The 26913-nt window shown below is 70.1% G+C and carries 30 protein-coding genes; 18 read left to right on the forward strand and 12 right to left on the reverse strand.

What is annotated here, in order from left to right; genetic code table 11:
- Window positions 1–57: 57 nt before the first annotated feature.
- From coxB to INQ48_26700, 3 genes are all read right to left on the reverse strand, one after another.
- On the reverse strand, window positions 58–1230 hold the full coding sequence (coxB, locus tag INQ48_26690) for a cytochrome c oxidase subunit II (GenBank protein QRF56868.1): 1173 nt from the start codon (window positions 1228–1230) through the stop codon (window positions 58–60).
- Between the two features lie 60 nt (window positions 1231–1290).
- Window positions 1291–1767 carry a DUF2244 domain-containing protein gene (locus INQ48_26695; protein QRF56869.1) on the reverse strand — a complete coding sequence of 159 codons (477 nt, stop codon included), beginning with the start codon at window positions 1765–1767 and terminating at the stop codon, window positions 1291–1293.
- A 178-nt stretch (window positions 1768–1945) separates the two neighbouring features.
- Entirely contained in the window at window positions 1946–2863 is a 918-nt protein-coding gene (locus INQ48_26700) for a biotin synthase (GenBank protein QRF56870.1), read from the reverse strand.
- A gap of 23 nt (window positions 2864–2886) precedes the next feature.
- Between INQ48_26700 and INQ48_26705 the strand changes: the two genes are divergently transcribed.
- The 3 genes from INQ48_26705 to INQ48_26715 all read left to right on the forward strand — a co-directional run bounded on the left by INQ48_26705 (window position 2887) and on the right by INQ48_26715 (window position 4510).
- Window positions 2887–3603, forward strand: coding sequence for a ComF family protein (locus INQ48_26705; GenBank protein ID QRF56871.1), 717 nt, complete (start codon window positions 2887–2889; stop codon window positions 3601–3603).
- Window positions 3604–3623: 20 nt separating this feature from the next.
- Window positions 3624–4085 carry a tRNA (uridine(34)/cytosine(34)/5-carboxymethylaminomethyluridine(34)-2'-O)-methyltransferase TrmL gene (gene trmL / locus INQ48_26710; GenBank protein QRF56872.1) on the forward strand — a complete coding sequence of 154 codons (462 nt, stop codon included), beginning with the start codon at window positions 3624–3626 and terminating at the stop codon, window positions 4083–4085.
- A 131-nt stretch (window positions 4086–4216) separates the two neighbouring features.
- Window positions 4217–4510 (forward strand): DUF4148 domain-containing protein, encoded by a 294-nt coding sequence (locus INQ48_26715; GenBank protein ID QRF56873.1) that lies wholly within the window; start codon window positions 4217–4219, stop codon window positions 4508–4510.
- 23 nt (window positions 4511–4533) lie between these two features.
- Here INQ48_26715 and INQ48_26720 read toward each other — a convergent pair whose 3' ends face one another.
- A complete protein-coding gene (locus tag INQ48_26720) occupies window positions 4534–4995 on the reverse strand; it encodes a MaoC family dehydratase (GenBank protein ID QRF56874.1) in 462 nt (153 codons plus the stop codon).
- Between the two features lie 94 nt (window positions 4996–5089).
- Complete coding sequence (locus INQ48_26725) at window positions 5090–5710, reverse strand: ParA family protein (GenBank protein QRF56875.1); 621 nt, start codon at window positions 5708–5710, stop codon at window positions 5090–5092.
- A 79-nt stretch (window positions 5711–5789) separates the two neighbouring features.
- Here INQ48_26725 and INQ48_26730 point away from each other — a divergent pair, with 79 nt between their 5' ends.
- Both INQ48_26730 and kefC read left to right on the forward strand, forming a co-directional pair.
- Entirely contained in the window at window positions 5790–6506 is a 717-nt protein-coding gene (locus tag INQ48_26730; GenBank protein ID QRF56876.1) for an NAD(P)H-dependent oxidoreductase, read from the forward strand.
- Complete coding sequence (kefC, locus tag INQ48_26735) at window positions 6507–8357, forward strand: glutathione-regulated potassium-efflux system protein KefC (protein ID QRF56877.1); 1851 nt, start codon at window positions 6507–6509, stop codon at window positions 8355–8357.
- Here the strand turns inward: kefC and INQ48_26740 are convergent.
- On the reverse strand, window positions 8354–9304 hold the full coding sequence (locus INQ48_26740) for a succinylglutamate desuccinylase/aspartoacylase family protein (GenBank protein ID QRF56878.1): 951 nt from the start codon (window positions 9302–9304) through the stop codon (window positions 8354–8356). The two genes, kefC and INQ48_26740, sit on opposite strands and share 4 nt — an antisense overlap.
- Window positions 9301–10296 (reverse strand): ABC transporter substrate-binding protein, encoded by a 996-nt coding sequence (locus INQ48_26745; GenBank protein ID QRF56879.1) that lies wholly within the window; start codon window positions 10294–10296, stop codon window positions 9301–9303. The genes INQ48_26740 and INQ48_26745 overlap by 4 nt, the downstream gene beginning before the upstream one ends.
- Window positions 10297–10429: 133 nt before the next feature.
- Here INQ48_26745 and INQ48_26750 point away from each other — a divergent pair, with 133 nt between their 5' ends.
- A complete protein-coding gene (locus tag INQ48_26750) occupies window positions 10430–11317 on the forward strand; it encodes a MurR/RpiR family transcriptional regulator (GenBank protein ID QRF56880.1) in 888 nt (295 codons plus the stop codon).
- On the opposite strand, the gene INQ48_26755 is transcribed toward INQ48_26750, so the two are convergent.
- Complete coding sequence (locus tag INQ48_26755) at window positions 11318–12196, reverse strand: amidohydrolase (GenBank protein ID QRF56881.1); 879 nt, start codon at window positions 12194–12196, stop codon at window positions 11318–11320. It lies immediately after the preceding gene.
- A 103-nt stretch (window positions 12197–12299) separates the two neighbouring features.
- Here INQ48_26755 and INQ48_26760 point away from each other — a divergent pair, with 103 nt between their 5' ends.
- Genes INQ48_26760 through INQ48_26785 form a run of 6 tightly spaced genes read left to right on the forward strand, consistent with a single transcriptional unit; the run spans window position 12300 to window position 19078 of the window.
- Window positions 12300–13073: a crotonase/enoyl-CoA hydratase family protein gene (locus tag INQ48_26760; GenBank protein ID QRF56882.1), complete on the forward strand. Its 774-nt coding sequence runs from the start codon at window positions 12300–12302 to the stop codon at window positions 13071–13073.
- A gap of 48 nt (window positions 13074–13121) precedes the next feature.
- Window positions 13122–14981 carry a feruloyl-CoA synthase gene (locus INQ48_26765; GenBank protein ID QRF56883.1) on the forward strand — a complete coding sequence of 620 codons (1860 nt, stop codon included), beginning with the start codon at window positions 13122–13124 and terminating at the stop codon, window positions 14979–14981.
- A gap of 30 nt (window positions 14982–15011) precedes the next feature.
- Window positions 15012–15776 (forward strand): SDR family NAD(P)-dependent oxidoreductase, encoded by a 765-nt coding sequence (locus tag INQ48_26770; GenBank protein ID QRF56884.1) that lies wholly within the window; start codon window positions 15012–15014, stop codon window positions 15774–15776.
- A gap of 29 nt (window positions 15777–15805) precedes the next feature.
- The gene (locus INQ48_26775) at window positions 15806–16801 is read left to right on the forward strand and encodes a Bug family tripartite tricarboxylate transporter substrate binding protein (GenBank protein ID QRF56885.1); all 996 of its coding nucleotides are present in this window, start codon (window positions 15806–15808) and stop codon (window positions 16799–16801) included.
- A gap of 4 nt (window positions 16802–16805) precedes the next feature.
- A complete protein-coding gene (locus INQ48_26780; protein QRF56886.1) occupies window positions 16806–18551 on the forward strand; it encodes an acyl-CoA dehydrogenase family protein in 1746 nt (581 codons plus the stop codon).
- Between the two features lie 35 nt (window positions 18552–18586).
- Window positions 18587–19078 (forward strand): MarR family transcriptional regulator, encoded by a 492-nt coding sequence (locus INQ48_26785; protein ID QRF56887.1) that lies wholly within the window; start codon window positions 18587–18589, stop codon window positions 19076–19078.
- 24 nt (window positions 19079–19102) lie between these two features.
- Here the strand turns inward: INQ48_26785 and INQ48_26790 are convergent, their stop codons facing one another.
- Window positions 19103–19768, reverse strand: coding sequence for a TetR/AcrR family transcriptional regulator (locus INQ48_26790; GenBank protein ID QRF56888.1), 666 nt, complete (start codon window positions 19766–19768; stop codon window positions 19103–19105).
- Between the two features lie 160 nt (window positions 19769–19928).
- Between INQ48_26790 and INQ48_26795 the strand changes: the two genes are divergently transcribed.
- The 4 genes from INQ48_26795 to INQ48_26810 all read left to right on the forward strand — a co-directional run bounded on the left by INQ48_26795 (window position 19929) and on the right by INQ48_26810 (window position 22802).
- Window positions 19929–20354 (forward strand): VOC family protein, encoded by a 426-nt coding sequence (locus tag INQ48_26795; protein QRF56889.1) that lies wholly within the window; start codon window positions 19929–19931, stop codon window positions 20352–20354.
- A gap of 67 nt (window positions 20355–20421) precedes the next feature.
- Entirely contained in the window at window positions 20422–20841 is a 420-nt protein-coding gene (locus INQ48_26800) for a VOC family protein (GenBank protein QRF56890.1), read from the forward strand.
- 61 nt (window positions 20842–20902) lie between these two features.
- Window positions 20903–22378: a DHA2 family efflux MFS transporter permease subunit gene (locus INQ48_26805; protein ID QRF56891.1), complete on the forward strand. Its 1476-nt coding sequence runs from the start codon at window positions 20903–20905 to the stop codon at window positions 22376–22378.
- 64 nt (window positions 22379–22442) lie between these two features.
- Window positions 22443–22802, forward strand: a complete 360-nt coding sequence (locus tag INQ48_26810; GenBank protein ID QRF56892.1) for a DUF1428 domain-containing protein — start codon at window positions 22443–22445, stop codon at window positions 22800–22802.
- An 18-nt stretch (window positions 22803–22820) separates the two neighbouring features.
- Here the strand turns inward: INQ48_26810 and INQ48_26815 are convergent, their stop codons facing one another.
- The 3 genes from INQ48_26815 to INQ48_26825 all read right to left on the reverse strand — a co-directional run bounded on the left by INQ48_26815 (window position 22821) and on the right by INQ48_26825 (window position 25190).
- Complete coding sequence (locus tag INQ48_26815) at window positions 22821–23582, reverse strand: sulfite exporter TauE/SafE family protein (protein ID QRF56893.1); 762 nt, start codon at window positions 23580–23582, stop codon at window positions 22821–22823.
- A gap of 100 nt (window positions 23583–23682) precedes the next feature.
- Window positions 23683–24288, reverse strand: coding sequence for a nuclear transport factor 2 family protein (locus tag INQ48_26820; GenBank protein QRF56894.1), 606 nt, complete (start codon window positions 24286–24288; stop codon window positions 23683–23685).
- Window positions 24289–24314: 26 nt separating this feature from the next.
- Window positions 24315–25190 (reverse strand): intradiol ring-cleavage dioxygenase, encoded by an 876-nt coding sequence (locus tag INQ48_26825; GenBank protein QRF56895.1) that lies wholly within the window; start codon window positions 25188–25190, stop codon window positions 24315–24317.
- Window positions 25191–25356: 166 nt separating this feature from the next.
- Between INQ48_26825 and INQ48_26830 the strand changes: the two genes are divergently transcribed.
- Together INQ48_26830 and INQ48_26835 are read left to right on the forward strand one after the other, a co-directional pair.
- Complete coding sequence (locus tag INQ48_26830) at window positions 25357–26289, forward strand: LysR family transcriptional regulator (protein ID QRF56896.1); 933 nt, start codon at window positions 25357–25359, stop codon at window positions 26287–26289.
- 152 nt (window positions 26290–26441) lie between these two features.
- Window positions 26442–26906 (forward strand): DoxX family protein, encoded by a 465-nt coding sequence (locus tag INQ48_26835; protein ID QRF56897.1) that lies wholly within the window; start codon window positions 26442–26444, stop codon window positions 26904–26906.
- Window positions 26907–26913: the final 7 nt, after the last annotated feature.

Consider the following 26913-nt stretch of genomic DNA (forward strand, 5'->3'; position numbering starts at 1 on the left):
CGTTCCTTGAATATCTCGTCGCTGGGCGCTGTTCGCTGTATTGTTCCGGTCAACCGATCACTTGCCGCGCAGGGCAAGGACTTCGGCCGGCTGCACGATCTGGCCCGTCTTGTTCGACCAGCTGTTCTTGGTGTAGGTGGCGACGGCCGCGAGGTCGGTGTCGCTCAGCTGCTTCCAGGACGGCATCGCGCCGTTGTTCTGGCCGTTGAGCAGCACCATCAGCTGCACCTTGTGGTCGGCGTCGAGCACCTTGGCATCGCCGTCGAGCGCCTTGATCGGGCCCGCGCCCTTGCCGTTGGCCTGGTGGCAGGCCGCGCAGTTGGCGGCGTAGACCTTCTCGCCGCGCGCCATCATGTCGGGCAGGGTCCAGACCTTGGTCGGGTCGTCGAGCTTGGCGGCGGCTTCCTTGCGCTTGGCGGCGACCCAGGTCGTGTAGTCGGCGGCCGAGACCACCTTCACGTGGATCGGCATGTAGGCGTGTTCCTTGCCGCACAGTTCCTGGCACTGGCCGTAGTAGTCGCCGACGGTCTCGGCGCGGAACCAGGTGTCGCGCACGAAGCCGGGGATCGCGTCCTGCTTGATGCCGAGCTGCGGCACCGCGAAGGCGTGGATCACGTCGTTGGCGGTGGTGATGATGCGAACCTTCTTCTGCACCGGCACGACCAGCGGGTTGTCGACCTTGAACAGGTAGTCGTCGGGGATCGTGCCCTTGGCACCGGCGTCGGACATCGCGCGCTGCGAGCTGTCGAGCGTGGAGATGAAGGCCAGGCCCTCGCCTTCGCCGTTCAGGTAGTCGTAGCCCCACTTCCACTGGTAGCCGGTGGTCTTGATCGTGAGGTCGGCGTTGGTGGTGTCCTTCTGGGCCACCAGCACCTTGGTGGCGGGCAGCGCCATCACGATCACGATCAGGAAGGGAACGATGGTCCAGATGACTTCGACCACCACCGATTCATGGAAGTTGGCGGCCTTGTGGCCCACCGACTTGCGGTGCTTCCAGATCGAATAGAACATGACCGCGAACACGGCCACGAAGATCACCGTGCAGATGATCATCATCACCGTGTGCAGGAAGTGCTGCTCCTGCGCAATCTTGGTCACACCGACCGGAAGATTCAACTGGCGCACCGAGGGGCCGCCGGGCAGATCGTTGACTGCGTGCGCCGCGCCGCTGAAAGCCGCGCCGGCCGCCAGCATTGCCGGCATGAACTTATTGCGCCAAATGCTCTTCATCGTGTTCACGTTTCTTCAAATTTTCAACAAACCCAACCGTGCGGCACCGCGCGAGCCCCCTCAGGCGCCGCGCAACGCCATCCGAATCTCGCGCGCCAGTGCGGCCCTCAACTCCGGCCGTACATAGCGCCCCACCCTGACCGACCGGCCCTGGCCCGACAACTCGATCAGCGATCGGTCGCCGGTCTGCGGCTCGATCCGCACCCGGTGCGGCAGAAATTCCGTGCGCTCGTAGCTCCCGCCGTTCTCGAGTTCGACCACGAGCCGGCCCGCCTGCAGCATGATCCTCTCGCCATCGGTCGCATGCCGGGCGTAGGCCATGAACGCGAACCCCACGGCAGCCAGTTCGAGCCAGGCGAACGGCAACACGAGCGGCGCGCCGTGCATCCAGAAGACCGTCCCGATACCGAGCGATACCACGCACAGTGAAGCGTAGAGCCAGCCGAGCTGGCTCGGCGTCACCGAGCAGTTCCGCTTCAGGAACCAGTGGATGTTCTGGCCTGAAACAGTGGCAAATCGAAACACGGAATTCGACACGGGCGAGTTCAGCAAATCGGTAAGTCGGCGCCCGCCAGTTCCCTTGTCTTCCACGGGTTCCGACGGACCTCGATCGCGGGCATGTGCCCACGAGTTTCACGCAACGGCGGATTGTAGCGGGTAGATACCAGCGGCCGTGTACCGAATGCGGCACGCGCGGGCCGCGCTACAACGGTCTTCAGTGGGCGGACGGGCGTCCGCGCTGCAGCATCTCGCGCATCTCGCGCAACGAGACCGCGCTCTCGGCCGACAGCGAGACCCGCGGGGTCGGCTTGAAGGCATGGCCATAGATGATCTCGAAGGTCAGCGCGATGCGCCCGTCGCCGCCCTCGGCCGGCGCGAGTTCGGGCAGCGCCTTGTGCAGCGCCGCCTGCCAGGCCCGGCCGCGCAGGGCCGGGAAACGCGCCGGATGCAGGTTGCGCCCGAGCGTGCGCAGCTCGGCCAGCGCGGCCTCGGGCGTGGCCCAGGTCAGCACGATACGCTCCATGTCCATCACCGGCTCGGCGAAACCGGCGTGCACCAGCATGTCGCCCCAGTCGTGCATGTCGGTGAACTCGTGGCTCGCGGCCGGCCAGCCCAGGCGCGCATGCAGGGCGCGCAGTTCGCGCAGGGTGTCGGGGCCGAAGCACGAGAACATCAGGAAGCCGTCGGTGGCGACCTGCCGGTGCCAGTGCGCGATCAGCGCCTCGGGGTCGGCCGCCATGTGCAGCGCCATGTTGGCCCAGAGCAGGTCGACGCCCTCCTCGGGCAGTCCGTCGAAGCGCAGCTTGCCGCCCTGCCAGCGGCGCGCGCTCCACCACGGCGCGGCCAGCGCGGCCGAGGTCGCGGCGGCCAGCGCCGGCTCGGGTTCGATCACGAAGGCCTCGGCCTCGCGGTAGCGGCGCGCCAGCAGCTCGTGTGCCTCGAGGCCGCCGCGCAGCGGCGCCCAGTCGACCCAGTGGCGCGGCTTGGCCTTGATCCATTGCAGCCGGTCCTCCATGCGCCGCCCGATCTCCTCGTGCAGCCAGGGCGAGCCGTCGGCGGGCGCCAGCCGGCGCCAGCGGGCGGCCGCCGCGGCATCGATGGTCGGCGGTCGTCGTTGGGGGTCGGTGGCCATGGGGGCGTGAGTATATTGAGCCAATGCTCAGCCGTTGGACCGCACGCCCTTTGACCTCGCTGTTGGCACGGCTGCCCAGCCAGTGCGCGCTGTGCCGCGACTGGCCGTCGCGCCCGGTGTGCGAGCCCTGCGCCACGCGCTTCGCCGCCAGCGCGCCGCGCTGCCAGACCTGCGCGCTGCCGCTGCCTGCGGGCGTGGCGCGCTGCGGCGACTGCGTCGTGCACCCGCCGCCGCTCGATGCCTGCCTCGCGGCCTGCGACTACGCCTGGCCGTGGCCGGACTGCGTCGCCGACTTCAAGTTCCGCGGCGACACCGGCTGGGCCGGCCCGCTGGCGCAGCTGCTGCGCGCCATCCCCTCGGCGGCGGCGCTGCTCGATGCCTGCGACTGCGTGTTGCCGATGCCGCTCGCGCCGGGCCGGCTGCGCGAGCGCGGCTTCAACCAGGCGCTGGAACTCGCGCGCCGGCTCGCGCCTGCCAAGACCGATGCCGCGCTGCTGCTGCGCACGCGCGAGACGCCGGCCCAGCGCGGTCTCTCGCGCGCCGAGCGCATGCGCAACCTCCAGGGCGCCTTCGCGGTCGAGCCATTGCGCGCCGATGCACTGGCCGGCCGGCGCGTGGTGCTGGTCGACGACGTGATGACCACCGGCGCCTCGCTGTTCAGCGCGGCCCAGGTGCTGCGGCACGCGGGCGCGGCGCATGTCGCGGGCATCGTGCTGGCGCGCACCGACAGGCCGCACTGAGCGTGGCGACAATCGGGGCCATGTTCCATATCGTCCTGGTCCACCCCGAGATTCCGCCGAACACCGGCAACGTGATCCGCCTGGCCGCCAACACCGGCTGCACCCTGCACCTGGTCGAGCCGCTGGGCTTCTCGATGGACGACAAGCTGCTGCGCCGCGCCGGCCTCGACTACCACGAGTACGCCGAGGTGCGCCGCCATGCGAGCTGGCAGGCGCTGCTCGACAGCGAGCGGCCGGCGCCCGATCGCCTGTTCGCGCTCACCACGCGCGGCACCCGCGCCGTGCACGACATCCGCTTCGCGCCCGGCGACTGGCTGGTGTTCGGCTCCGAGACCAGCGGCCTGCCGCCCGCGATCCGCGAGAGCTTCGATCCCGCGCAGTGGCTGCGGCTGCCGATGCGCGAGGGCCAGCGCAGCCTGAACCTGTCGAACGCGGTGGCGGTGACGGTGTTCGAGGCCTGGCGGCAAAACGGATTCAAATGAGGCATCGCGACCCCTCGCGCAATGGGGTCGCATCCGAACGGCGGAACGCCCCGTATGGAAAGCATGCCGGCTCGATGCATTCCGGCATGCCGATCCACCCACGCTCCACACGGGGCACGAGGAGTTCCACCATGCAAGCCAAGTCCATCGCCTTCGCCGCCCTCGCCACCCTGGTCCTGAGCCACGGTGCCCAGGCCTTCCAGGGCGAACAGAATCCGCTGCCCGCGGCACCGTTCCAGTCGACGCTGTCGCGCGCCGACGTGCAGGCCCAGGCCCGGCAGCCGCTGCGCATCACCAATGGCGGCACCGGCGTGGCCCGCCCCACCGACGGCATGACCGACCGCGCCGCGGTGCGCGCGAGCGCGGTGGGCATCACGCGCCAGGGCGCGGCCGCCTATGGCGAGATCAGCGACCGCCGCATGTAAGAAGAGAAGGGACCGCGCCCGCCTCAGCGGTAGCGGCGCACCACCGACTCGGCCACGCAGGCAGGCTTGGCCGCGCCTTCGAGCTCGATGGTGGTTTCCCAGGTCATCTGGATGCCGTCGTCGGCAATGGGTTCGGCGGTCAGCAGCTTCATGCGCGCGCGCAGCCGCTTGCCCACCGGCACGGGCGACATGAAGCGCACCCGGTTGAGGCCGTAGTTCACGCCCATGCGCGACTCCACCACGTCGAGCGCGGTCTCGTAGAAGCGCGGCAGCAGCGACAGGGTGAGAAAACCGTGGGCGATCGGCCCGCCGAACGGACCCGCCTTCGCGCGCTCGAGGTCGACGTGGATCCACTGGTGGTCGCCGGTCGCCTCGGCGAACTGGTTGACCTGCTCCTGGGTGATGGTGATCCAGTCGCTCACCGCGACTTCCTGGCCGACACAGGCGGCCAGATCCTGAAGGGTCTGGAAGGTCTTCTTGGTCATGCGCCGCACTCTAGCGGCAAGGCCGCGACCGTGGGTGTCGGCACCGCGACAAGGAGGCTCAGGGAATACCTGGGGCGCACAGGCACGCGGCGGCTCAGCTGTCGAGCCATTCGCAGATCGGCTGCCACTGCTCGAGGTCGCGCTGCACCCGCCCCGGCGCGATGTCGAATACGGTGAGTCCGCGCGCCGCAAGCTGCACGTAGTTCTGCGTGTCGCGCAGTTCGCCGACCACCGGCACGCCCAGTCCCGCGATGAATTCGTTGAGCCGGTCGGCCGCCAGCGTGCGGGCGTTGACGCGCATGCCGACCAGGCCGATCTGCGTCTTCTCGGCGCGGCGCTGCTCGAGCAGCCGATCGATGAATTCGCGCGTGGCGTAGATGTCGAAGATGCTCGGCTGCAGCGGCACGATGAGCTTGTCGGCCAGCCCGATCACGTCCTTGAAGCGCCAGCCGTGCAGGCCGGCCGGGGTGTCGAGCACCGCGTGGGTGGTGCCGCGCGGCGGGCGCACCACGCTGTTGTCCTCGGTGGCCTCCCAGGTCGAGATCGGCCGCGCCTGCGGCGGGCGCAGGCCGAGCCAGAGCCGGGAGGACTGCTGGCGATCCACGTCGCCGAGCATCACGGCGTGGCCGCGGCTTGCAAAGTAGCCCGCGATGTTCGTCGCGAGCGTGGATTTGCCAACGCCACCCTTGGGATTGGCGACCAGAACCACCGGCATGGAAATCTCCTCCAGAAGGGACAGCCCGCCATGGTAGTGGCTGGCGCCCAAAATCCCGGGACTGCGCTATGTTCGCGGGATGACGACAACAACATCCACGGGAACCCCTCAAGGCGGAGGCACCTACGTGCTCGCCGCCCATCCGCACTGGCGCGATTCGCGCGTGAACCGCCGGCTGCTGGCCGCGGCGCGCGCGGTGCCGGGCGTCGATGTCAACGACCTCTACGGCACTTATCCCGACTACGCGATCGACGTCGAGGCCGAGCAGCGGCGCCTCGAACGCGCCCAGCTGGTGGTGCTGCTGCATCCGATCCAGTGGTATTCGATGCCGGCGCTGCAGAAGCTCTGGGTCGACGAGGTGCTGGCCTACGGCTGGGCCTACGGGCCCGAGGGCATCGCGCTGCAGGGCAAGGACCTGTGGCTGGTCGCCACCACCGGCAGCCCCGAGAGCAGCTACCACCCGCAGGGCTACCACCGCTATTTCTTCGACGCCTTCCTGCCGCCCTACGAGCAGACCGCCGCGCTGTGCGGCATGCGCTTCCTGCCGCCGCTGATCTTCCACGGCGCGCGCAGCGCCCCCGAGGCCGAAGTGGCCGCGCACGTGGAGGTCTTCGCCCAGCGCCTGGGCAGCTACCCCGACTGGCCCGAGATGGACGAGATCGACGCCTGCGTGGCCTGCCCGGTGCCCGAGAGCGACCGACCGGCCGAATCGGACGACATCGGCAAGGTGGTCGAGCGGGTGTTCCAGACCACCATGCGCCGCGGGCTGGCCGCCACGACCGACGGGAGCGCCTGAATGGAGCACGCGCCCGCCTGGCTGACCAACAGCCTGATCTACCTGAGCGCCGCCGTGCTGGTGGTGCCGCTGTCCAAGGCCCTGGGCCTCGGTTCCATCATCGGCTACCTGGTGGCCGGCATCGCCATCGGCCCCTGGGGCCTGGGACTGGTGTCGCGCGTGGAGGACGTGCTGCACTTCGCCGAATTCGGCGTGGTGCTGATGCTGTTCCTGGTCGGCCTCGAGCTCGAGCCCAAGCGGCTGTGGAACCTGCGCCGGCCGATCTTCGGCTGGGGCACGGCCCAGGTGCTCAGTTGCGCCGCCGTGCTGTTCGCCATCGGCTGCGCGGTCGGCGCGCCGTGGCGCGTGTCACTGGTGGCGGCGCTGGGGCTGGCGCTGTCGTCGACCGCGATCGCGCTGCAGGTGTTCGGCGAACGCAACCTGCTGCGCACGCCGAGCGGACAGGCCGGCTTCTCGATCCTGCTGTTCCAGGACGTGGCGGCGATCCCGATCCTCGCCATCCTGCCGCTGCTGGCCGGCGCCACCGCGGCCGAGCAGTCGATGAGCGGCCTCGACCGCCTGCTCGAGGGCCTGAAGATCTTCGGCGTGATCGGCGGCATCGTGCTCGGCGGCCGGCTCGCGCTGCGCCCGATCCTGCGTTGGATCGCGCGCAGCGACACGCCCGAGATCTTCACCGCCGCCGCGCTGCTGCTGGTGGTGGCGATCGCGGCGCTGATGCAGTTCGTCGGCCTGTCGATGGCGCTGGGCGCCTTCCTCGCGGGCGTGCTGCTGGCCGAGAGCGAATACCGGCGCGAGCTCGAGACCGACATCGAGCCCTTCAAGGGCCTGTTGCTCGGCCTGTTCTTCATCGCCGTGGGCATGACGATCGACTTCGGCGTGCTGTTCGCGAGCCCCTGGATCATGGCGATGCTGGTGGTCGGCTTCATGGCCATCAAGCTGGCGGTGATCTACGCGCTGGCCAAGGCGATGGGGCTGGCCTATCAGGAACGCCCGGTGTTCACGCTGCTGCTGGCGCAGGGCGGCGAGTTCGCCTTCGTGGTGTTCCAGTCGGCCGGGCCCGACGTGCTGCCGCCGCAGATCACCTCGCTCCTGATCGGCGCGGTCGCGCTGTCGATGCTGCTGTCGCCGCTGCTGCTGGTGCTGATCGACCGCTACCTGCTGCCGCGCTACAGCAACATCGGCGGGCCGCAGCTCGAGGAGATCTCGGAGCAGCAGGACGCCAAGGTGCTGATCTGCGGCTTCGGCCGCTACGGCCAGATCGTGGGCCGCATGCTGATGTCGCAGGGGCTGCGCGTGACGGTGCTCGACCACGATGCCGACAACGTCGAGGGCCTGCGCGAGTTCGGCTTCCGGGTGTTCTACGGCGACGCCACGCGCCTCGACCTGCTGCGCACCGCGGGCGCCGGCACGGCCAAGGCAGTGGTGGTGGCGGTCGACGACATCGAGCAGTCGCTCGAGATCGTCGACCTGTTCCGCGAGAACTTCCCGCAGGCGCAGATCATCGCGCGGGCACGCAACGTGAGCCACCTGTTCCAGCTGCGCGACCGCGGCGTGACGCTGGTCGAGCGCGAGGTCTTCGAGTCGTCGCTGCGCAGCGCGCGCTCGGTGCTCGAGGTGCTCGGCTGGCCCGCGCACGAGGCGCGCGAATCGAGCATGCGCTTCCGCGAGCGCAACCTCAAGCTCACCGACGACATCTACCCGCACTACAAGGACCGCGCCAAGCTGATCGCGGTCAACAAGGCGGGCCGCCAGCAGTTCGAGGAACAGATGGCGCGCGAGCGCGAGGAGCGCAAGCGGCGCGCCGGGCGCGACTGGGACCGGCAGGAAGAGGACGAGGAGCGGGTGCCTTAGACCGGCACCGTGAGATACACGCCCTCGCGCCCCACCAGCGCCGCGCGCGTGGGCATGAAGACCGTGCAGCCGTCGCAGGGCGAACGGATCTCCTGCCCCGCGTCGACCGCGAGCAGCTCGCCGCGGTCGAAGGTCTCGAAGCCCAGCAGCGGCCGCACGAAGGCGAAGCTCTCGGTCTTCACCATGTGCACCTCGAGCAGGCGGAAGCGGCGCGCGGGCGCGGCGGGCGCCTGCGCGGCCACCGGATCGACCAGCCCGAGCTGCGCGAGAAAACGCTGCGTCACGTCGACCGCGAGCTCGGCCGCCGACCGGCTGAAGTGCTGGCCGCACTCCACCACGACCGCCGCGCCCTGGCCCTCGGCCGCGCCGTGGCGGCCGTAGCCGATCACGCCGGTGCCGGGCGCCGCGCCCGCGGGCATCACCAGGTGCACCAGCGGCACGCCCACGGCCAGCGCCAGCCGCGCATTGCGCTCGAGTTCCGGATAGACCCAGAAGGGCTGCACCGGCGCGCGCGTCGAATGGATGTCGAGCACGCAGTCGGCCGCGTCGAGCACGGGCCGCAGCTCGCGCGCGCGGCGCAGCTCGGGGCTTTGCTCGTTGCCGTCGAGCAGCGCCGGCGTCCAGATGCGGTTGAGGTTGTGCACCAGCTGGCGGTTCTCGTAGGGCCGCTCGATGTCGAAGGCCTCGTAGGCCTCGACGTTGGCGAAGCTCACGGTCAGCGTGCCGATCTTCGGGCGCACGCCGCGGTCGAGCAGGTCGGTGGCCGCCACCATGCCGCAGATCTCGTTGCCGTGCGTCAGCGCATTGACCAGCACATGCGGCCCGGGCCGGCCCGATTCGAAACGATGCACGTAGTCGATGCCGGTATTGCCCGCGCGGTAGGCCGAGAGGTCGCGCGGCAGCACCTCGAGCGGCGCGGTATCGGGAGTGAACGAGGAGGTGGTCATTCGCCGCGGATCCCCGCGCGCTTCACCATCTCGCCGTACAGCGCGAGGCGCTCCGACATCATGGCCGTGAACTGCGCGGGCGACTGCTGCTCGGGCGTGAGCGAACCGCGCGACTCCAGCGCCTCGACCATGGACGGCTGGTCGGCCACCGAGCGCACGGCCTTGTGCAAGGTGGCGATCACGTCGCCCGGCGTCTTCGCGGGCGCGGCCAGGCCGATCCACGAGGTGGTGTTGAGCACCGGGTAGCCGAGCTCCGCGAAGGTCGGCACGTCGGGCAGCGCCGCGACGCGCGCCGGCGCGGCCACCGCGAGCGCGCGCAGCTTGCCGGCCTGGATGTGCGGCAGGAAGGGCGCGAGGTTGTCGAGGCCGAACTGCACCTCGTTCGAGATCAGCGCCGTGACCAGCGGGCCGCCGCCGCGGTAGGGCACGTGCGTGGCATTGAGCTGCAGCTGCGACTTCATCAGCTCGACGTTGAGCTGGCCCATGCTGCCCGGTCCGGCGCTGCAGAAATTGAGCTCGCCGGGGCGGGCCTTCACGAGCGCGACGAATTCCTTGAAGTTCTTCGCGGGCACGGCCGGGTTCACCAGCAGCACGTTGATCGAGCGCGCGAGCTGGCTGATGGAGGCGAAGTCCTTGATCGGGTCGTAGCCGGGGTTGGCCTGCGTGAGCGGATTCGCGAGGTGCGAGCTCTGCGACGAGACCACCAGCGTGTAGCCGTCGGGCTTGGCGCGCGCCACCTGCGCGCTGGCGATCGAGCCGCCCGCGCCGCCACGGTTGTCGATCACCACCGGCGCGCCCAGCGCCTTGGCGAGCGGATCGGCATAGAGCCGCGCGATCAGGTCCACCGAGCCGCCGGCCGGGAACGGCACGACCAGCGTGACCGGCCGCGACGGATAGGCCTGCGCATGTGCCGCGAGCGGCAGCGCGGCCACGAGGCCCGCGCCCAGGAAGGTGCGGCGGCGCAGCGCGGGAGCGGAAAGGGGGAAGGTCATGGGGACGTCCTGGAATCGGAAGGGTGGCGCTTGAAATGTGCGCGTATTCTTGCAAGGTCGTCATATTTTTGCAATAACCATTGCAAAATCGAAGCCCATCGCGATCCCCGCGAAGGCAGAATGCCCGGCGACCATGAACCTCAACCAACGCATCTCGGGCTACGGCCGCAAGCTCACCAAGAGCGAGCAGCGCCTGATCGAGGAACTGCAGACGCGCTATCCCCAGGGCCTGCTCGAATCTGCAACGAGCCTTGCAAAGAAGGTGGGCACCAGCGCTTCGACCGTGGTGCGGCTGCTCGCCAAGCTCGGCTATCCCAGCTATGCGGAAGCACAGCTCGAGGCGCGCTCGGAGGTCACGGCGCGGCTGGCCTCGCCCGCCACGCGCGCCGATGCCGTGATCGTCGACGACGCCTCGGTGCGCACCTGCCTGGCCAATGCGCTGCTGCACGACCAGCACAACCTGAGCTCGACCTTCGCGGCCATCGATCCCGTGGCCTTCGAGGCCGCCGTGCGGCTGCTGGTGCAGCGCAAGGCGCGCGTGCACGTGCTGGGCCACCGGCATGCGGCCGCCATCGCGGGCCATCTCGCGCTGCACCTGAACCTGTGCCTGCCCGAGGTGCGGCCGCTGGCCGGCACGGCCGCGCTGCCGCTCGAGGACCAGCTGCTGTGGATCGGCGAGAACGACGTGCTGCTGGCCGTCACCTTCCGGCGCCACTCGCTGGCCACCGCGCGCGCGGCGGCCTACTTCCGCGAACGCGGCGCGAAGGTGATCGTGATCACCGACAGCCCCTCGGCGGCCGCGGCCGCCTCGGCCGACCACCTGATGCTGGTGCGCACCTCGAGCGCCTCGCCCTTCGATTCCTACACGGCCGCCTTCTCGCTCGGCAATGCGCTGGTCACCGCGGTCGTGCAGCGGCGCAGGAAGGAACTGGGCGCCGCGCTCGAACGCGGCGACGCCCTGTGGGAACAGCACTGGAACGACGCCGCCGCGCCGGCGGGCCCGGCGCGCAAGGCGGGCTGATCAGGCCGCGGCGGCGGTCTCGAGCCGCAGCAGCCTCACCGCGTTGCCCTTCAGGATGCCGGGCATCACCTCGGGCTTGAAGCCCGCGACTTCGAAGTCCTTCATCCAGCGCTCGGGCGTGATCAGCGGGTAGTCGCTGCCGAACAGCACGCGGTCCTTCAGCAGCGTGTTGGCGTACTGCACCAGCTGCTTCGGAAAGTACTTGGGACTCCAGCCCGAGAGGTCGATCCAGACGTTGGGCTTGTGCGTGGCCACGCTCAGCGCCTCGTCCTGCCAGGGGAAGCTGGGGTGGGCCATCACGATCTGCATGTCGGGGAAATCGATCGCCACGTCGTCCAGGTGCATCGGGTTGCTGTACTCGAGCCGCAGGCCGCCGCCGCAGCGCATGCCCGAGCCGATGCCGCTGTGGCCGGTGTGGAAGATCGCGGGCATGCCGTACTCGGCGATCACCTCGTAGATCGGCCAGGCCATGCGGTCGTAGGGATGGAAGGCCTGCACCGTCGGGTGGAACTTGAAGCCCTTGACGCCGTGCTCCTCGATCAGCCGCCGCGCCTCGCGCGCGCCCATCTTTCCCTTGTGCGGATCGATGCTCGCGAAGGCGATCATCATGTCGGCGTTCTTCTGCGCCGCCTCGGCGATCTCCTCGTTCGGGATGCGCCGCCGGCCCATGTTCGACTCGGCGTCGACCATGAACATCACCAGCCCCAGCTTGCGCTCGCGGTAGTAGGCCACCGTCTCCTCGATCGTCGGGCGGCGGTTCGAGCCGAAGTACTTGTCGGCCGCGCGGTCGTACTCCTCGCCGTAGTTGTCGAACGGGTTCCAGCAGCTCACCTCGGCATGGGTGTGGATATCGATCGCGATCAGGTTCTGGTGGTCCACTTCATCGTCTCCTTTACGGGAAAGTCCCTAGTCCATGGCAGTATCGAATGCCTTGAATTGATTATTTCACATAACCATAATCCGCTTCAACACCGAACGCAACATGACCTCTTCCGACCTTCACATCGACCTGCGCGACGACGTCGCCATCATTCGCCTGACGCGCGGCGCCAAGCGCAACGCGCTGTCGGACGGCCTGATCCTCGCGCTGCGCGATGCCTTCCAGAACCTGCCCGCCAGCGTGGGCGCGGCCGTGATCGACGGCGAGGGCCCGCACTTCTGCGCCGGCCTCGACCTGAGCGAACTCAAGGAGCGCGACGCGGGCCAGGGCCTCGCCCATTCGCGCCTGTGGCATGCCGCGCTGGAGTGCATCGAGAAGGGCCCGGTGCCGGTGATCGCCGCGCTGCACGGCGCGGTGGTCGGCGGCGGGCTCGAGCTCGCGAGCGCCTGCCACATCCGCGTGGCCGACCGCAGCACCTTCTATGCGCTGCCCGAGGGCTCGCGCGGCATCTTCGTGGGCGGCGGTGGCTCGGTGCGCATCCCCAAGCTGATCGGCGTGGCGCGCATGACCGACATGATGATGACCGGCCGCGTCTACAACGCCGAGGACGGCGAGCGCGCCAACTTCGCGCAGTACCTGGTCGACGAGGGCACGGCCTTCGACAAGGCCTTCGAGCTCGCCAAGCGCGTGGCCACCAACGCGCCGCTCACCAACTACGCGCTGATGCACGCGCTGCCGCGCATCGCCGAGCAGCCGGCCGACCACGGCTTCTTCACCGAGGCGCTGATGTCCGGCATCGTGCAGGCCGCGCCCGAGGCGAAGCAGCGCGTGCGCGACTTCCTCGAAGGCCGCGGCGCCAAGGTCAGCAAGGGCTGAGGCCCTTCCTTCATTCATTCACCGATCCACTCACGCACGGGCGCCCCGATGACGGCCATCCAATACCGACCGCTCGCCTTCGGCGTCACGCGCGCGCTGCTGCGCGACGGCGCGCCCGGCACCCAGTACCTGCGCGCGGAAACGCCGCTGCGCCCCTACCGCGAGCGCATGACCGACCGGCTGCACCACTGGGCCGAGGCGGCGCCCGAGCGCACCTTCATCGCGCGCCGCGCGCGGCTGCCCGATGGCGGCACCGGCGACTGGCTGCGCGTGAGCTATGCCGAGGCGCTGCACAAGGCGCGCGCGATCGGCCAGGCCCTGCTCGCGCGCGGCCTCGATGCCGAGCACCCGGTGGCAATCCTCAGCGAGAACGGCATCGAGCACGCGCTGCTCGCGCTCGGCTGCCTCTACGCGGGCGTGCCCTACTGCCCGGTCTCGCCGCCCTACTCGCTCGTGAGCCAGGACTTCGACAAGCTGCGCCACGTGCTGGCCACGCTCACGCCGGGCCTGGTGTTCGCGGCCGACGCCGCGCGCTATGCCCGCGCCATCGAGGCCACGCTGCCGGCCGACTCCGGCGTCGAGATCGTGCTGGCCGAAGGCGAGCTGCCCGGCCGCGCCACCACCTCCTTCGACGCGCTCGCGGCGACGGTGCCCACGCCGGCCATCGACGCCGCGATGCAGGCCACCGGCCCCGACACCATCACCAAGTTCCTGTTCACCTCGGGCTCGACCAAGATGCCCAAGGCGGTGATCAACACGCACCGCATGTGGTGCGCCAACCAGCAGCAGCTGCGCCAGTCGATCCCGGCGCTGGGCGACGAGCCGCCGGTGCTGGTCGACTGGCTGCCGTGGAACCACACCTTCGGCGGCAACCACAACGTGGGCATCGTGCTCGACAACGGCGGCACGCTCTACATCGACGAGGGCAAGCCCACCGCCACCGGCATGGCCGAGACGCTGCGCAACCTGCGCGAGATCGCGCCCACCATCTACTTCAACGTGCCGACCGGCTTCGAGGCGATCGCGCAGGCGATGGAGACCGACCCGGTGCTGCGGCGCAACCTGCTGTCGCGCGTGAAGATGTTCTTCTACTCGGGCGCGGCGCTGTCGCAGCCGGTCTGGGACAGCCTGCACCGCACGCAGGAGGCCGAGGTCGGCGAGCGCATCGTCATGGGCACCGGCCTGGGCATGACCGAGTCGGGCCCGTTCGCGCTCTACGTGACCGGCCCCGACGTGAAGTCGGGCGACGTCGGCCTGCCCGCGGCGGGCATCGAGCTCAAGCTGATCGAGGTCGACGGCAAGACCGAGGTGCGCTATCGCGGCCCCAATATCACGCCCGGCTACTGGCGCGCGCCCGAGGCCACGGCCGAGGCCTTCGACGAGGAAGGCTTCTTCTCGACCGGCGACGCGGTGAAGTGGATCGACGACGCCGACATCCACCGCGGCCTGCGCTTCGACGGCCGCATCGCCGAGGACTTCAAGCTCGCCACCGGCACCTTCGTGAGCGTGGGCCCGCTGCGCGCGAAGATCGCCACGGCCGGCTCGCCCTACGTGCAGGACGCGGTGCTGACCGGCATCAACCTCAAGGAGGTCGGCGCGCTGGTCTTCCCTACGCAGAAGGTGCGCCAGCTCGCGGGCCTCGACGCCGGCGCGAGCATGCGGCAGGTGCTCGAGAGCGCGCCGGTGCAGGCGCACTTCCAGCAGGTGCTCGACCAGCTCGCGGCCGCGAGCACCGGCAGCGCCAACCGCATCGCGCGGCTGCACCTGATGAGCGAGCCGCCCTCGATCGACAAGGGCGAGGTCACCGACAAGGGCTCGATCAACCAGCGCGCCGTGCTCAAGCACCGCGCCGCGCTGGTCGAGGCGCTGCACGACGGCACGCTGCCCTTCACCCTGCGGCCGCGCTGACGCTTTTCCCCCCTCTTTGGAGACCAACCCATGAAGATCGAAGGACAGGCCGCGCTCGTGACCGGCGGCGCATCGGGCCTCGGCGAGGCCACCGCGCGCGAACTCGCGCGCCTGGGCGCGAAGGTGGCGCTGCTCGACCGCAATGCCGAACTGGCCGCCAAGGTCGCGGCAGAAATCGGCGGCATCGCCTGCGCCTGCGACATCACCGATGCCGCGAGCGTGAGCGCCGCGCTCGACCGGGCCGAGGCCGCGCACGGCCCGGCGCGCATCCTGATGAACGTGGCCGGCATCGGCAGCGCCAAGCGCATCGTCGGCAAGGACGGCAACCCGGCGCCGCTCGAGGACTTCGTGCGCGTGGTCAACGTCAACCTGATCGGCAGCTACAACGTGGCGCGCCTGTTCGCCGCGCGCTGCGCGAAGCTCGATGCGCTCGCCAACGGCGAGAAGGGCGTGATGCTGTTCACCGCCTCGGTCGCGGCCTTCGACGGCCAGGTCGGCCAGCAGGCCTACAGCGCCTCGAAGGGCGGGCTGGTCGGCATGACCCTGCCGATGGCGCGCGACCTCGCGCAGCACGCGATCCGCGTGTGCACCGTCGCGCCCGGCCTGTTCGCCACGCCGCTGCTGCTCGAGCTGCCCGAGCCGGTGCAGCAGTCGCTCGCGGCCTCGATCCCGTTCCCGCCGCGGCTGGGCCAGCCCTCGGAATTCGCCGAGCTGGCCTGCCACGTCGTGACCAACGGCCACCTCAACGGCGAGGTGATCCGACTCGACGGCGCGCTGCGCATGGCGCCGCGATAGATCCAGCACCACCAACCGGAGACAAGACCATGACCAACCGACGTCAGTTCGTGACGGCGCTCGGCGGCGCAGCCGCGCTCGGCGCCCTGCAGCATCCCCTGGCCGCGCTGGCCGAGATCGTCGCCCAGCAGGTGAAGATCTACTACGGCTTCCCGGCCGGCAGCGCGGGCGACAGCGTGGCGCGCCGCGTGGCCGACAAGCTCGGCGGCACCGACTTCACCAAGCTCAATCCCGTGGTCGAGAACAAGCCCGGCGCGGGCGGGCGCATCGCGCTCGATTCGCTCAAGAGCGCGCCGGCCGACGGCTCGGTGCTCGCGCTCTCGCAGGCCTCGGCGCTGTCGACCTATCCCTACATCTACAGCAAGCTGAGCTACGGCCTGGCCGACTTCGCGCCGGTCTCGATCGGCGCGGTGATGACGCACGGCCTGGCGGTCGGCCCGATGGTGCCGGCCAGCGTGAAGACGCTGAAGGACTACGTGGCCTGGGCCAAGGCCAACCCGGGCCAGGCCAGCTACGGCTCGCCGGGCGCGGGCTCCACGCCGCACTTCCTGGGCGCGCTGCTGGGCCTCAACAGCGGCGCCGACCTGCGCCACGTGCCCTACCGCGGCTCGCTGCCGGCGGTCAACGACGTGGTGGGCGGCCAGATCGCCTCGAGCCTCACGCCCAGCGGCGACTACCTGCCCTTCGTCAAGGCCAGCAAGCTGCGCGTGCTCGCCACCTCGGGCGCCCAGCGCGCCACCTACCTGCCCGAGGTGCCGACCTTCGCCGAGCAGGGCTTCCCCGAGCTGGTGGCCGACGAGTGGTTCGGCTTCTTCGCGCCCGCCAAGACCCCCGCGCCGGTGATCGCCGCCGCGAGCGGCGCGATCCAGGCCGCGCTCAAGGACAAGGCCGTGGCCGACGGCCTGCTGTCGGTGGGCCTGCTCGCGCAGGGCTCCACGCCCGAGGAGATGCGCCGGTCGCTGCAGTCCGAGTACGAGCGCTGGGGCCCGCTGGTCAAGAAGATCGGCTTCACGGCCGAGTCCTGAGCCGATGGATTACCGGCCGCGCCCCGAGGACGTTCGCTTCCTGCTCGAGGCGGTGCTTGACGCGCCCGCGCGGCTGCGCGCGCTCGCGCCCTTCGCCGAGGTCGACGATGCGCTGCATGCGCAGGTGCTCGAGCAAGCGGCCCGCTTCGTCGGCAGCGCGGTCGCGCCGCTGAACCGCGTCGGCGACGCGCAGGGTTGCCGTTTCGCCTCGGGCGAGGTGCGCACGCCGCCGGGCTTTCGCGAGGCCTACCGGGCCTTCGTCGATGGCGGCTGGCCCGCGCTCTCGGCCGCGCCCGAGGATGGCGGCCAGGGCCTGCCGGCCGTGCTCGAGGCGGTGCTCTACGAATGGCTCGCGGCCGCGAACCACGGCCTGACCATGGCGCCGGGCCTGCTGCACGGTGCCTACGCCTGCCTGCGGCACCACGGCAGCGAGGAGCTCAAGGCGCGCTACCTGCCGAAGATCGCGAGCGGCGAATGGCTCGCCACCATGTGCCTGACCGAGGCCCACGCGGGCAGCGACCTGGGCCAGGTGCGCACGCGCGCCGAGCCCCGGTCCGACGGCAGCCTGCGCGTGAGCGGCGGCAAGATCTTCATCTCGGGCGGCGAGCACGACCTCACGCCGAATATCGTGCACCTCGTGCTGTGCCGGCTGCCCGATGCGCCGGCCGGCCCCAGGGGGCTGTCGCTGGCGCTGGTGCCCAAGTGGCTGCCCGGGGGCGAGCGCAACGCGGTGCACTGCGAGCGCATCGAGGAGAAGATGGGCCTGCACGGCAGTCCCACCTGCGCGATGCGCTTCGAGGACGCCACCGGCTGGCTGGTCGGCGAGGCCGGTCGCGGCCTGGCCGCGATGTTCGTGATGATGAATTCGGCGCGGCTGCACGTCGCGCTGCAGGGCATCGGCCTGCTCGATGCCGCCTGGCAGAAGGCCGAGGCCTACGCGGGCGAGCGCCGCCAGATGCGCGCGCCCGGCCCGGTGCCGGCGAGCCGCGGCGGCGAGAGCGCCGACCTGATCGCCGAGCATCCCGCGCTGCGCCGCATCCTCGACACCCAGCGTGCCTGGATCGACGGCGCGCGCGCCATCGCCTACCGCAGCGCGCTGATGCTCGACATCGCGGAACACGACGCCGATCCCAAGGCGCGCGAGCGCGCGCAGCGCTGGTGCGCGATCGTCACGCCGGTGCTCAAGGCCGCCTGCACGCAGCAGGCCTTCCACGGCGCGAGCGACTGCCTGCAGGTGTTCGGCGGCCACGGCTACGTGCGCGAGTGGGGCATCGAGCAGACCGTGCGCGATGCGCGCGTGACCATGATCTACGAGGGCACCAACGAGATCCAGGCCATCGACCTGCTGGTGCGCAAGGTGCTGCCCGACCACGGCGCCGCGATGTCGGCCGTGCTGCTCGAGCTGCGCGACACGCTCGATGCCTCGCGCGAGGCCGAGGCCGACGTGCAGCGCCGGCTGGCCCAGCTGCGCTACCTCGGCACCACGGTGGCGATGGCCGCGCAGGCCGATCCGGTGCTGCCGCACGAGGTGGCCGACGACTACCTGCGCGCCACGATGCTCGTGCTGCTGGCCTGGGCCTGGGCGCGCATCGAGGCCGCGGCGCCGCTGGATGCCGGCCGTGCGCGCGTGGCCGCGGCCTTCCGGCGCTGGGTGCTGCCCGAGTTCGAGATGCGGCTGGCGATGGTCAAGCGCTCCTGCGAGCCGGTGGCGCTGACCCATGCGGCTGTCGCCAGGTCGCCATCGGGCTAGCGCCGCGGGCGCCCGCTCGCGGTTACGCTAGCGCCATGCCCAGCTCTCCGAAATCCGCCATCCCCAAGAGCGACACGGCCGCCGCGCCGCTCGGCAGGACGGACCGCCTCGACGCCCACGTGCTCGAGACCCTGGTCGGCTACAACGCGCGCCGCGCCTGGCTGGTGGTGAGCGCGCTGTTCGCCAGGCGCATGGCGGCCTTCAAGCTCAAGCAGATCGACTTCTCGGTGCTGTCGCTGCTGGCGCACAACCCGGGCGCCACCTCGCGCCAGATCTGCAGCACGCTCGACATCCTGCCGCCCAACCTCGTGAGCCTGGTGGCCGAGCTCGACGCGCGCGCGCTGATCGAGCGCAAGCCGCATCCGCACGACGGCCGCGCGGTCGGCCTGCATCTCACGCCGGCCGGCGAGGAACTGGTGCGCGAAGCGGAGCAGGCCGTGATCCAGCTCGAGCTCGATGCCAGCGCGCGGCTCAGCGCGCGCGAGCGCGAGACGCTGATCAAGCTGCTGCAGAAGGTCTATCTCTAGGCTGCGGTCGCGTGAGCGCCGCGCCTACTGCAGGCCCAGCTCCACCATCTCCAGCAGCCGCAGGGTCAGCGGCTCCAGCACCGACGGGTCGGCGTCCTTGAGCGGACCTTCGATGATCAGCAGCGCGAGCCCGTGCACCGCCGACCACGCCAGGTACTCGGCATTCGGGCGCCGCGCCGGATCGAGCGCGCCGGCCTCCACCAGCCGGTCGAGGCCCGAGCCCAGCAGCTGGAACGGGTCCATGCCGCTCGCGCCCGCGCTCGAGGGGCCGATGGCTCCGCGCGCCTCGTCGGAAGAGATCACGAAGGCGGTACGGAACAGCCCCGGCTGGGCCTGCGCGAAACGCAGGTAGCCCGCGCCGATCGCCCGCACCCAGGCGCGCGCGTAGTCGGCCGGCGGCTGGTCGTGCGAGATCGCGCCGAGCTCCTGCTCCATTGAGCGCGCCGCGGCCGACAGTGCGGCGCCGCGCACCGCCAGCAGCAGCTCGTGCCGGCTCGCGAAGTGGCGGTAGGCCGCGTTGGGCACCACGCCCACGCGGCGCGTGGCCTCGCGCAGCACCACGGCGTCGGGGCCGCCGTCGCGCGCCAGCTCGATGCCCGCGTCCAGCAAGGCCCGGCGCAGGTCGCCGTGGCGGTAGGTGGAGCGCGAGGGCGGCGCGGATTCGGCGGCGATGGCGGCGTTGCGGACCATTTCCTTCTTTCTCGGACTACGATTTTTCGATGTGGACACTGTCCATTATCTTTGCTATTCTTTGTGGACGGTGTACACAAAGTAGTGCCATCGTATTCGCCTCGGGCTTTCATGCCCAGCGGCGCCCCCGGAATAACCGCTTTTGCGAAGAGGAATTGCCATGAAAGTCCAGTCCTATCTCTCGTTCGAAGGCCGCTGCGACGAGGCCATCGCGTTCTATGGGAAGGCCCTCGGCGCCGAGGTCGTGCAGCTCATGCGCTACAGCGACGCCCCCGCCGACATGCCGCCCGACGCGGACGGCTGCGCCGGCGCCATGCCCGGTCCCGACAAGGTCATGCATGCGGTGCTGCGCATCGGCGAGACCGAGCTCATGGCCTCCGACGGACGCTGCTCGGGCCAGGCCGAGTTCAAGGGAATCATGCTGGCGATCACCGCGCCCACCGAGGCCGACGCGCGCAAGTGGTTCGACGCGCTGGCCGACGGCGGCCAGGTGATGCAGCCGCTGATCGCCACCTTCTTCTCGCCGGGCTTCGGCATGGTCGGCGACCGTTTCGGCGTGGGCTGGATGGTGGTGGTCGGCGGCTGAGGCCAGCCGCCACGCGCCGCCCTTTCCTCATCCCGCGCCCCCAACCACTCGATCACAAGGAACTCCCATGTCGCTCCTCAATGCCTATCTCACCTTCGACGGCAACGCGGCCGAGGCCATGCGCTTCTACGAGAAGACGCTCGGCGGAAAAATGGAAATGCTCATGACCGTGGGCGAAAGCCCCGAAGCCGCCAACATGCCGCCCGAGGCCGCCAGCCGACTGATGCACGCCAGCCTCGTGGTCGGCGACAGCATGCTCATGGCCTCCGACAGCATGCCGGGCATGCCGTACGAAGGCATGAAGGGCTTCGGCGTCGCGCTCAACTACCCGACGGTCGCCGAGGCGAAACGCGTGTTCGACGCCTTCGCCGACGGCGGCCAGGTCGGCATGCCGTTCGAGAAGACCTTCTGGGTCGAGGGCTTCGGCATGGTGACCGACCGCTACGGCACGCCCTGGCTGATCAACGGCGGCGCCTCCCTGGTCTGACGAAGAACGCCACAACCATCCGCCGGGCGGCCTGCCGCCCGGCCCCTGAGGAATCCTTTCCATGACCGAATCCCTCGACAACCGCAAGCGCTGGCTCGCCCTCATGGTGCTGTGCCTGGGCGTGCTGATGATCGTGCTCGACACCACCATCGTGAACGTCGCGCTGCCCTCGATCCGCACCGACCTCGGCTTCACCGAGACCTCGCTGGTGTGGGTCGTCAACGCCTACATGCTGACCTTCGGCGGCTTCCTGCTGCTGGGCGGGCGGCTCGGCGACCTCTACGGCCACCGCCGCGTCTTCCTCGCCGGGCTGGTGCTGTTCACGCTGGCCTCGCTGGCCTGCGGCATCTCGACCACGCAGGGCCTGCTGATCGCCGCGCGCGCGGTGCAGGGCCTGGGCGGCGCGATCGTGTCGGCCGTCTCGCTGTCGCTGATCATGAACCTCTTCACCGAGCCGGCCGACCGCGCCAAGGCGATGGGCGTCTACGGCTTCGTCTGCGCCGGCGGCGGCAGCATCGGCGTGCTGCTCGGCGGCCTGCTCACCAGCTCGCTGAGCTGGCACTGGATCTTCCTGGTCAACCTGCCGATCGGCGTGGCCGTGTACGCGCTGTGCATCGCGCTCTTGCCGAGCGCGCGCGGCCAGGCCCATGGCGAGAAGCTCGACGTGGCCGGCGCGGTCACGGTCACGCTCTCGCTGATGCTCGCGGTCTACGGCGTGGTCAACGGCAACGAGGCCGGCTGGCGCTCGGCGCAGACGCTGGGCCTGCTCGGCACCGCGGTCGCGCTGCTCGCGATCTTCATCGCCATCGAGGCCAGGGTGAAGCATCCGCTGATGCCGCTGGGCCTGTTCCGGCTGCGCAGCGTCTCGGTCTCGAACGTGGTGGGCGTGCTGTGGGCCGCGGCGATGTTCGCCTGGTTCTTCATCTCGGCGCTCTACATGCAGCTGGTGCTCGCCTACACGCCGATGCAGATCGGCCTGGCCTTCCTGCCGGCCAACGTCATCATGGCCGTGTTCTCGCTCGGGCTGTCGGCCCGGATCGTGATGCGCTTCGGCATCCGCCGTCCGCTCGCGGCGGGCCTGTGGCTCGCGGCCATCGGGCTGGCGCTGTTCGCGCGCGCGCCGGTCGACGGCCGCTTCGCGATCGACGTGCTGCCCGGCATGCTGCTGCTGGGCCTGGGCGCCGGCATGGCCTTCAATCCGCTGCTGCTGGCCGCGATGAGCGAGGTGAGTCCGAACGAATCGGGCCTGGCCTCGGGCGTGGTCAACACCGCCTTCATGATGGGCGGCGCGCTGGGCCTGGCGGTGCTCGCGAGCATCGCGGCCGCGCAGACCGGCTCGATGCTCGCGGCCGGCGCGAGCACGCCGCTCGCGCTCACCGGCGGCTACCAGATGGCATTTCTCGTCGGCGCCGTGTTCGCGGCGGTGGCGGGTTTGTTGGGCGCCCTGCTGCTTCGCTCCGCCATGCCGGGGCAGATGCAGAACAACGAGGAAGCGGCGGGCCCCGGGAGCGCGACGAATGGCGCGGCAACGTCCTGACGGGCTGCTGCTGGGCCGGCCGCCGTTTCTGTTTCTCTTTCCTTTCTTTTCAAGGAGTGTTCCCATGGCTCGCTATGTCGACGGTTTCATCGTGCCGATTCCCGCCAAGAACGTGGAGGCCTACCGCAAGGTGGCGCGCAAGGCCGGCAAGGTCTGGATGGAGTACGGCGCGCTCGAATACGTGGAGTGCGTCTCGGACGACGTCAAGCCCGGCAAGCTGACCTCGTTCCCGCAGAGCGTGAAGCTCAAGGCCGACGAGGTGGTCGCGTTCTCGTGGATCGTCTACAAGTCGCGCAAGCACCGCGACACGGTCAACGCCAAGGTGATGGCCGACCCGCGCATCGCGGCGATGGACCCGAAGACCATGCCCTTCGATGCCAAGCGCATGATCTTCGGGGGCTTCAAGTCGATCGTCGAATTCTGAGCGCCGCGGCGGCGGGACTCAGGCCGCCACGAAGCCGTCGTAGACGAGCTTGAGCCCTGTCAGCAGCATGCCCAGGTAGACGAAGCGGTAGAACCAGGTGGCGTCGATGCGCCGCGCGATGCGGATGCCGACCCACACGCCCAGCGGCGCGAAGGGCATCAGCGCCAGCGAGGTGGCCAGCGTGCGCAGGTCGATCAGGCCCAGCCACGCATAGGGGATCCACTTGCTGAGGTTCACCACGAAGAAGAAGTAGGCCATGGTGGCGGTGAACACCACCGGCGACAGCCGCAGCGGGATCACGTAGGCATTGATCGGCGGCCCGCCCGCATGCGCGATGAAGCTCGTGAAGCCCGACACCGTGGTCAGCGCGGCGCCGATGCCGCGCGAGGGCAGCGGATCGTTTGGCTTGGGCGGGAACAGCACGCGCTGCGCCAGGAACAGCAGCGTGAACACGCCCACGATGCCCGCCACCGTGTGCGCCGACAGCGCACGGAACAGCAGCGTGCCGATCACCGTGCCCAGCAGGCCGAAGGGGATCAGGAACTTCAGCAGCGAGCGGTCGAAGTCGCGCCGGAAGGCCGCGAGCCCCAGCAGGTCCATCAACAGCAGCAGCGGCATCAGGATCGCCGCGGCCTGCGGCACCGTGACCGCCAGCGCCATCAGCGGCACCGCGAGCGAGCCGAAGCCCGCGCCGAAGCCGCTCTTGCTGATGCCGAGCAGCAGCACGGCGGGAATGGCGACCGCGTAGAAGTGCGGGTCGGTGATGAGGGGGAAGACCATGGGCAGGGACGGCGCGCGAAAAAAAGCCCGTCGTCGCGACGGGCCCCGGCGAGCGTAGCAGGAAGGCGCGCGGGCCGCTGCGGCCCCGATTCGATCCGGCTCAGCGCTCGAGCGCGCCGCCCGCGAGCCAGCGCGCGCCGCGCTGGTACAGCGCCTCGACCGCCGGCCCCTTGAGCATCGGCATGTCGAGCTTCACCGTGTAGCCGATGCGCTGCTGGATGTAGGCCAGGTGGCGGTAGCCCTCGGGCAGCTCGGCCAGCTTCGCGGCATCGAGCGTCACGGTGGCGGCCGGGTCGATCGGGTCGATGCGGTCCTTCTCGTAGATCGGCTGGCGGTGCAGCAGCTTCCACTGCCCCTCGTGCAGCACCACGAAGTCGTAGAAGCGGCCGGTGCACACCACGTCGCAGGGCACGCCCTCGACCGGGCCGCGCTGCGAGATCGTCATCTTGGTCTGCACGATGGCGCGCTCGCCCGCCAGCTCGATCGCCGAGCCGCCGAGGAAGTGCAGGATGCTCACGCCCTTCGCCCAGCCCTCCTGCGTGACGCGGATGAACTCGGCGAACGGCCCCTGGAACCAGGTCGCCATCATCACGCCCTCGGGATGCCACACGGTGGCGAAGCGCTCCCAGTCGCCGGCATCGCGCCAGACGGCCCAGCGTTCGATCATGCGGCGGATCAGCAGCTCCTGCTGCAGCGTGTCGTTCATGCCTCTGTCTCCTGGTTCGGGTGCGTTCAGGCCGGCTGCGCCGCGGCCCGCGGTTCGGATCGCGCCGGCGCTGCCGCCAGCGGGTTCAGCACGAAGTCGAAATCGAGCCGCCAGCGGCCGTCGGCCTGCCGCATCCACGGCGCCACCAGCGATTCGCGCACCGCGAACACCGCGTCGGAATCGAGCCACTGGTCGCCCTCGCGGAACACGTGGGTGATGAGCCGCTCGTAGCCCGGCGCCTGGATCATGAAGTGCAGGTGCGCGGGCCGCCACGGATGGCGCTTCGTGGCGTCCAGCAACTGGCCCACCGGGCCGTCGGTCGGGATCGGGTAGGCCTCGGCCAGCACGCTGCGGAAATGCAGCGCGCCGTCGGGCCCGGTGTGCAGGCGGCCGCGGTTCTCGGCATGGCCGAGCTCGGGATGCTGCACGTCGTAGTGCCCGCCCGCGTCGGCCTGCCACACGTCGACCACGGCACCGGCCACCGGCGCGCCGTCGAGGCCGCGCACCGTCACGCTGACGTCGCAGGGCTCGCCGGCCGCGCCGTTGGCCACGTCGTCGCCGTGCGCGTACTCGGGGGCGCCCTCGACGTAGAAGGGGCCGAACACCGTCGCTTCGGTGCAGCCCGCGGGCTTGTCGTTGTTCATCGCGATCGTGAGCATCGACAGCCCCAGCACGTCCGACAGCAGGATGAATTCCTGGCGCGTGTCGTCGCACATCTGGCCCGTGGCCGTCAGGTAGTCGATGCCCTGCTTCCACTCTTCCTCGGTCAGCTTCACCTCGCGCGCGAAGGCGTGCAGGTGCTGCACCAGGCTGGTCACGATCTCGTGCAGCCGCGGGTTCGGTGTGTCGGCGAAGCGCGCGAGCACGGCCTGGGTGATGTTGTCCTGGTTGAGATTGCGCATGGCGGCTGTCTCCATTCGTTCGAGGGGTTCGCCCGACTCTAGGCGTCGGACCGGTGGGCGCAAAGCATCTCGGCGCAAATGATTTTTCCGCCCAGCGGAACGGTCGACCCACCCCCTGGGACAAAATCGCCCAGCCCGAAAAAGACGCTCGCCGGAGACACGCCCCATGGACCGCTGGACCGAAATCGCCCTGCTCGTGCAGATTGCCGACGCCGGCAGCCTGAGCCGCGCCGCCGAGGCGCTGGGGCTGTCGAACGCGGCCGCGAGCCGCCACCTGAGCGCGCTCGAGGCGCGGCTGGGCGCCCGGCTGGTCGAGCGCAACACGCGCCGGCTCTACCTGACCGACACCGGCCGCGAGTTCTGCGGCCGCGCGCGCACCATCCTGTCGGACCTCGACGATGCCGAGACGGCCGTCAACGCCACCGCGTTGCAGCCCACGGGCACGCTGCGCATCACGGCCTCGCTGTCGTTCTCGATCCACCACATCGCGCCGCTGCTGCGCGAGTACACCCAGCGCTACCCCGGCGTGAAAGTGCACGTGGAGGCGGCCAACCGCTACTTCGACCTGATCGACAACAACATCGACGTGGCGATCCGTACGCGCGAGTACGAGCCCGATTCCAACGTGACGATCCGCCGCCTCGGCGAGACGCGGCGCATCCTCGCGGCCTCGCCGCGCTACTTCGCGCAGCACGGCTTCCCGAAGACGCTCGAAGAGCTGCAGCAGCACAAGCTCTTGATCTACACCTACGCCAACAACCCCAACGAGCTGCGCTTCACCGGCCGCGACGGCGAGGTCCGCACGGTGGCCATACAGGGGCTGCTCGAGTCGAACGACGGCCAGGTGCTGCGCGCCGCGGCGCTCGACGGCATGGGGATCCTGGTGCAGCCCACCTACATCGTCTACGACGACATCGTCGCCGGCCGGCTGGTGCCCACGCTCGACGACTGGGACCTGCCGCACCTGCGCATCAACCTCGCCTACCCGAGCCGCAAGCACCTGTCGGCCAAGGTGCGCAGCTTCATCGACTTCATGGCGGCGCACTTCCACAAGATGGACTACGAGCGCAAGTGGACCGGGCATTTCCTGGGCCGCTGATCCCCCGAACCCGCCCCCGCCCGGCTTTCGCGAAAAAAGGTGCGTAAACGCACCGACCGGCCCGCCGCCTCCTGCGCACACTGGAAACGGACCTGCCCGCATCCTGCGGGCGGGCACTGTCTTATTCCATCCTGACCGCTCGAGGAACCGCCATGAACACCCAGGCCGCCACCACGCATGCGCCGATCGCTTCGTCGTTCGCCACCCCCAACCTCGCCAGCGGCGACGATGCCGGCAAGCTGCTGCTGCGCGTCGCCATCGGCGTGCTCGTGCTGCTGCACGGCATCTTCAAGCTCTCGGCCGGCGTCGGCTTCATCGGCGGCATGCTGGCCAAGGCCGGCCTGCCCGGTGGCCTGGCCTACCTGGTCTACGTCGGCGAGATCGTCGCGCCGCTGCTGCTGATCGCCGGTTTCTGGACCCGCGCCGCGGCCGCCGTGATCGTGGTCAACATGCTGTTCGCCTTCGGCCTGGTGCACATGGGCGACTTCTTCGCGCTGACCAAGCAGGGCGGCTGGGCGCTCGAACTGCAGGGCCTGTACCTGTTCGGCGCGCTCGCCGTGGTGCTGCTGGGCGCGGGCCGCTTCAGCGTAGGCGGCACGACCGGCCGCTGGAACTGATCGCGCG

This window comes from Variovorax paradoxus (genome assembly GCA_016806145.1).
GTDB lineage: Bacteria > Pseudomonadota > Gammaproteobacteria > Burkholderiales > Burkholderiaceae_C > Variovorax.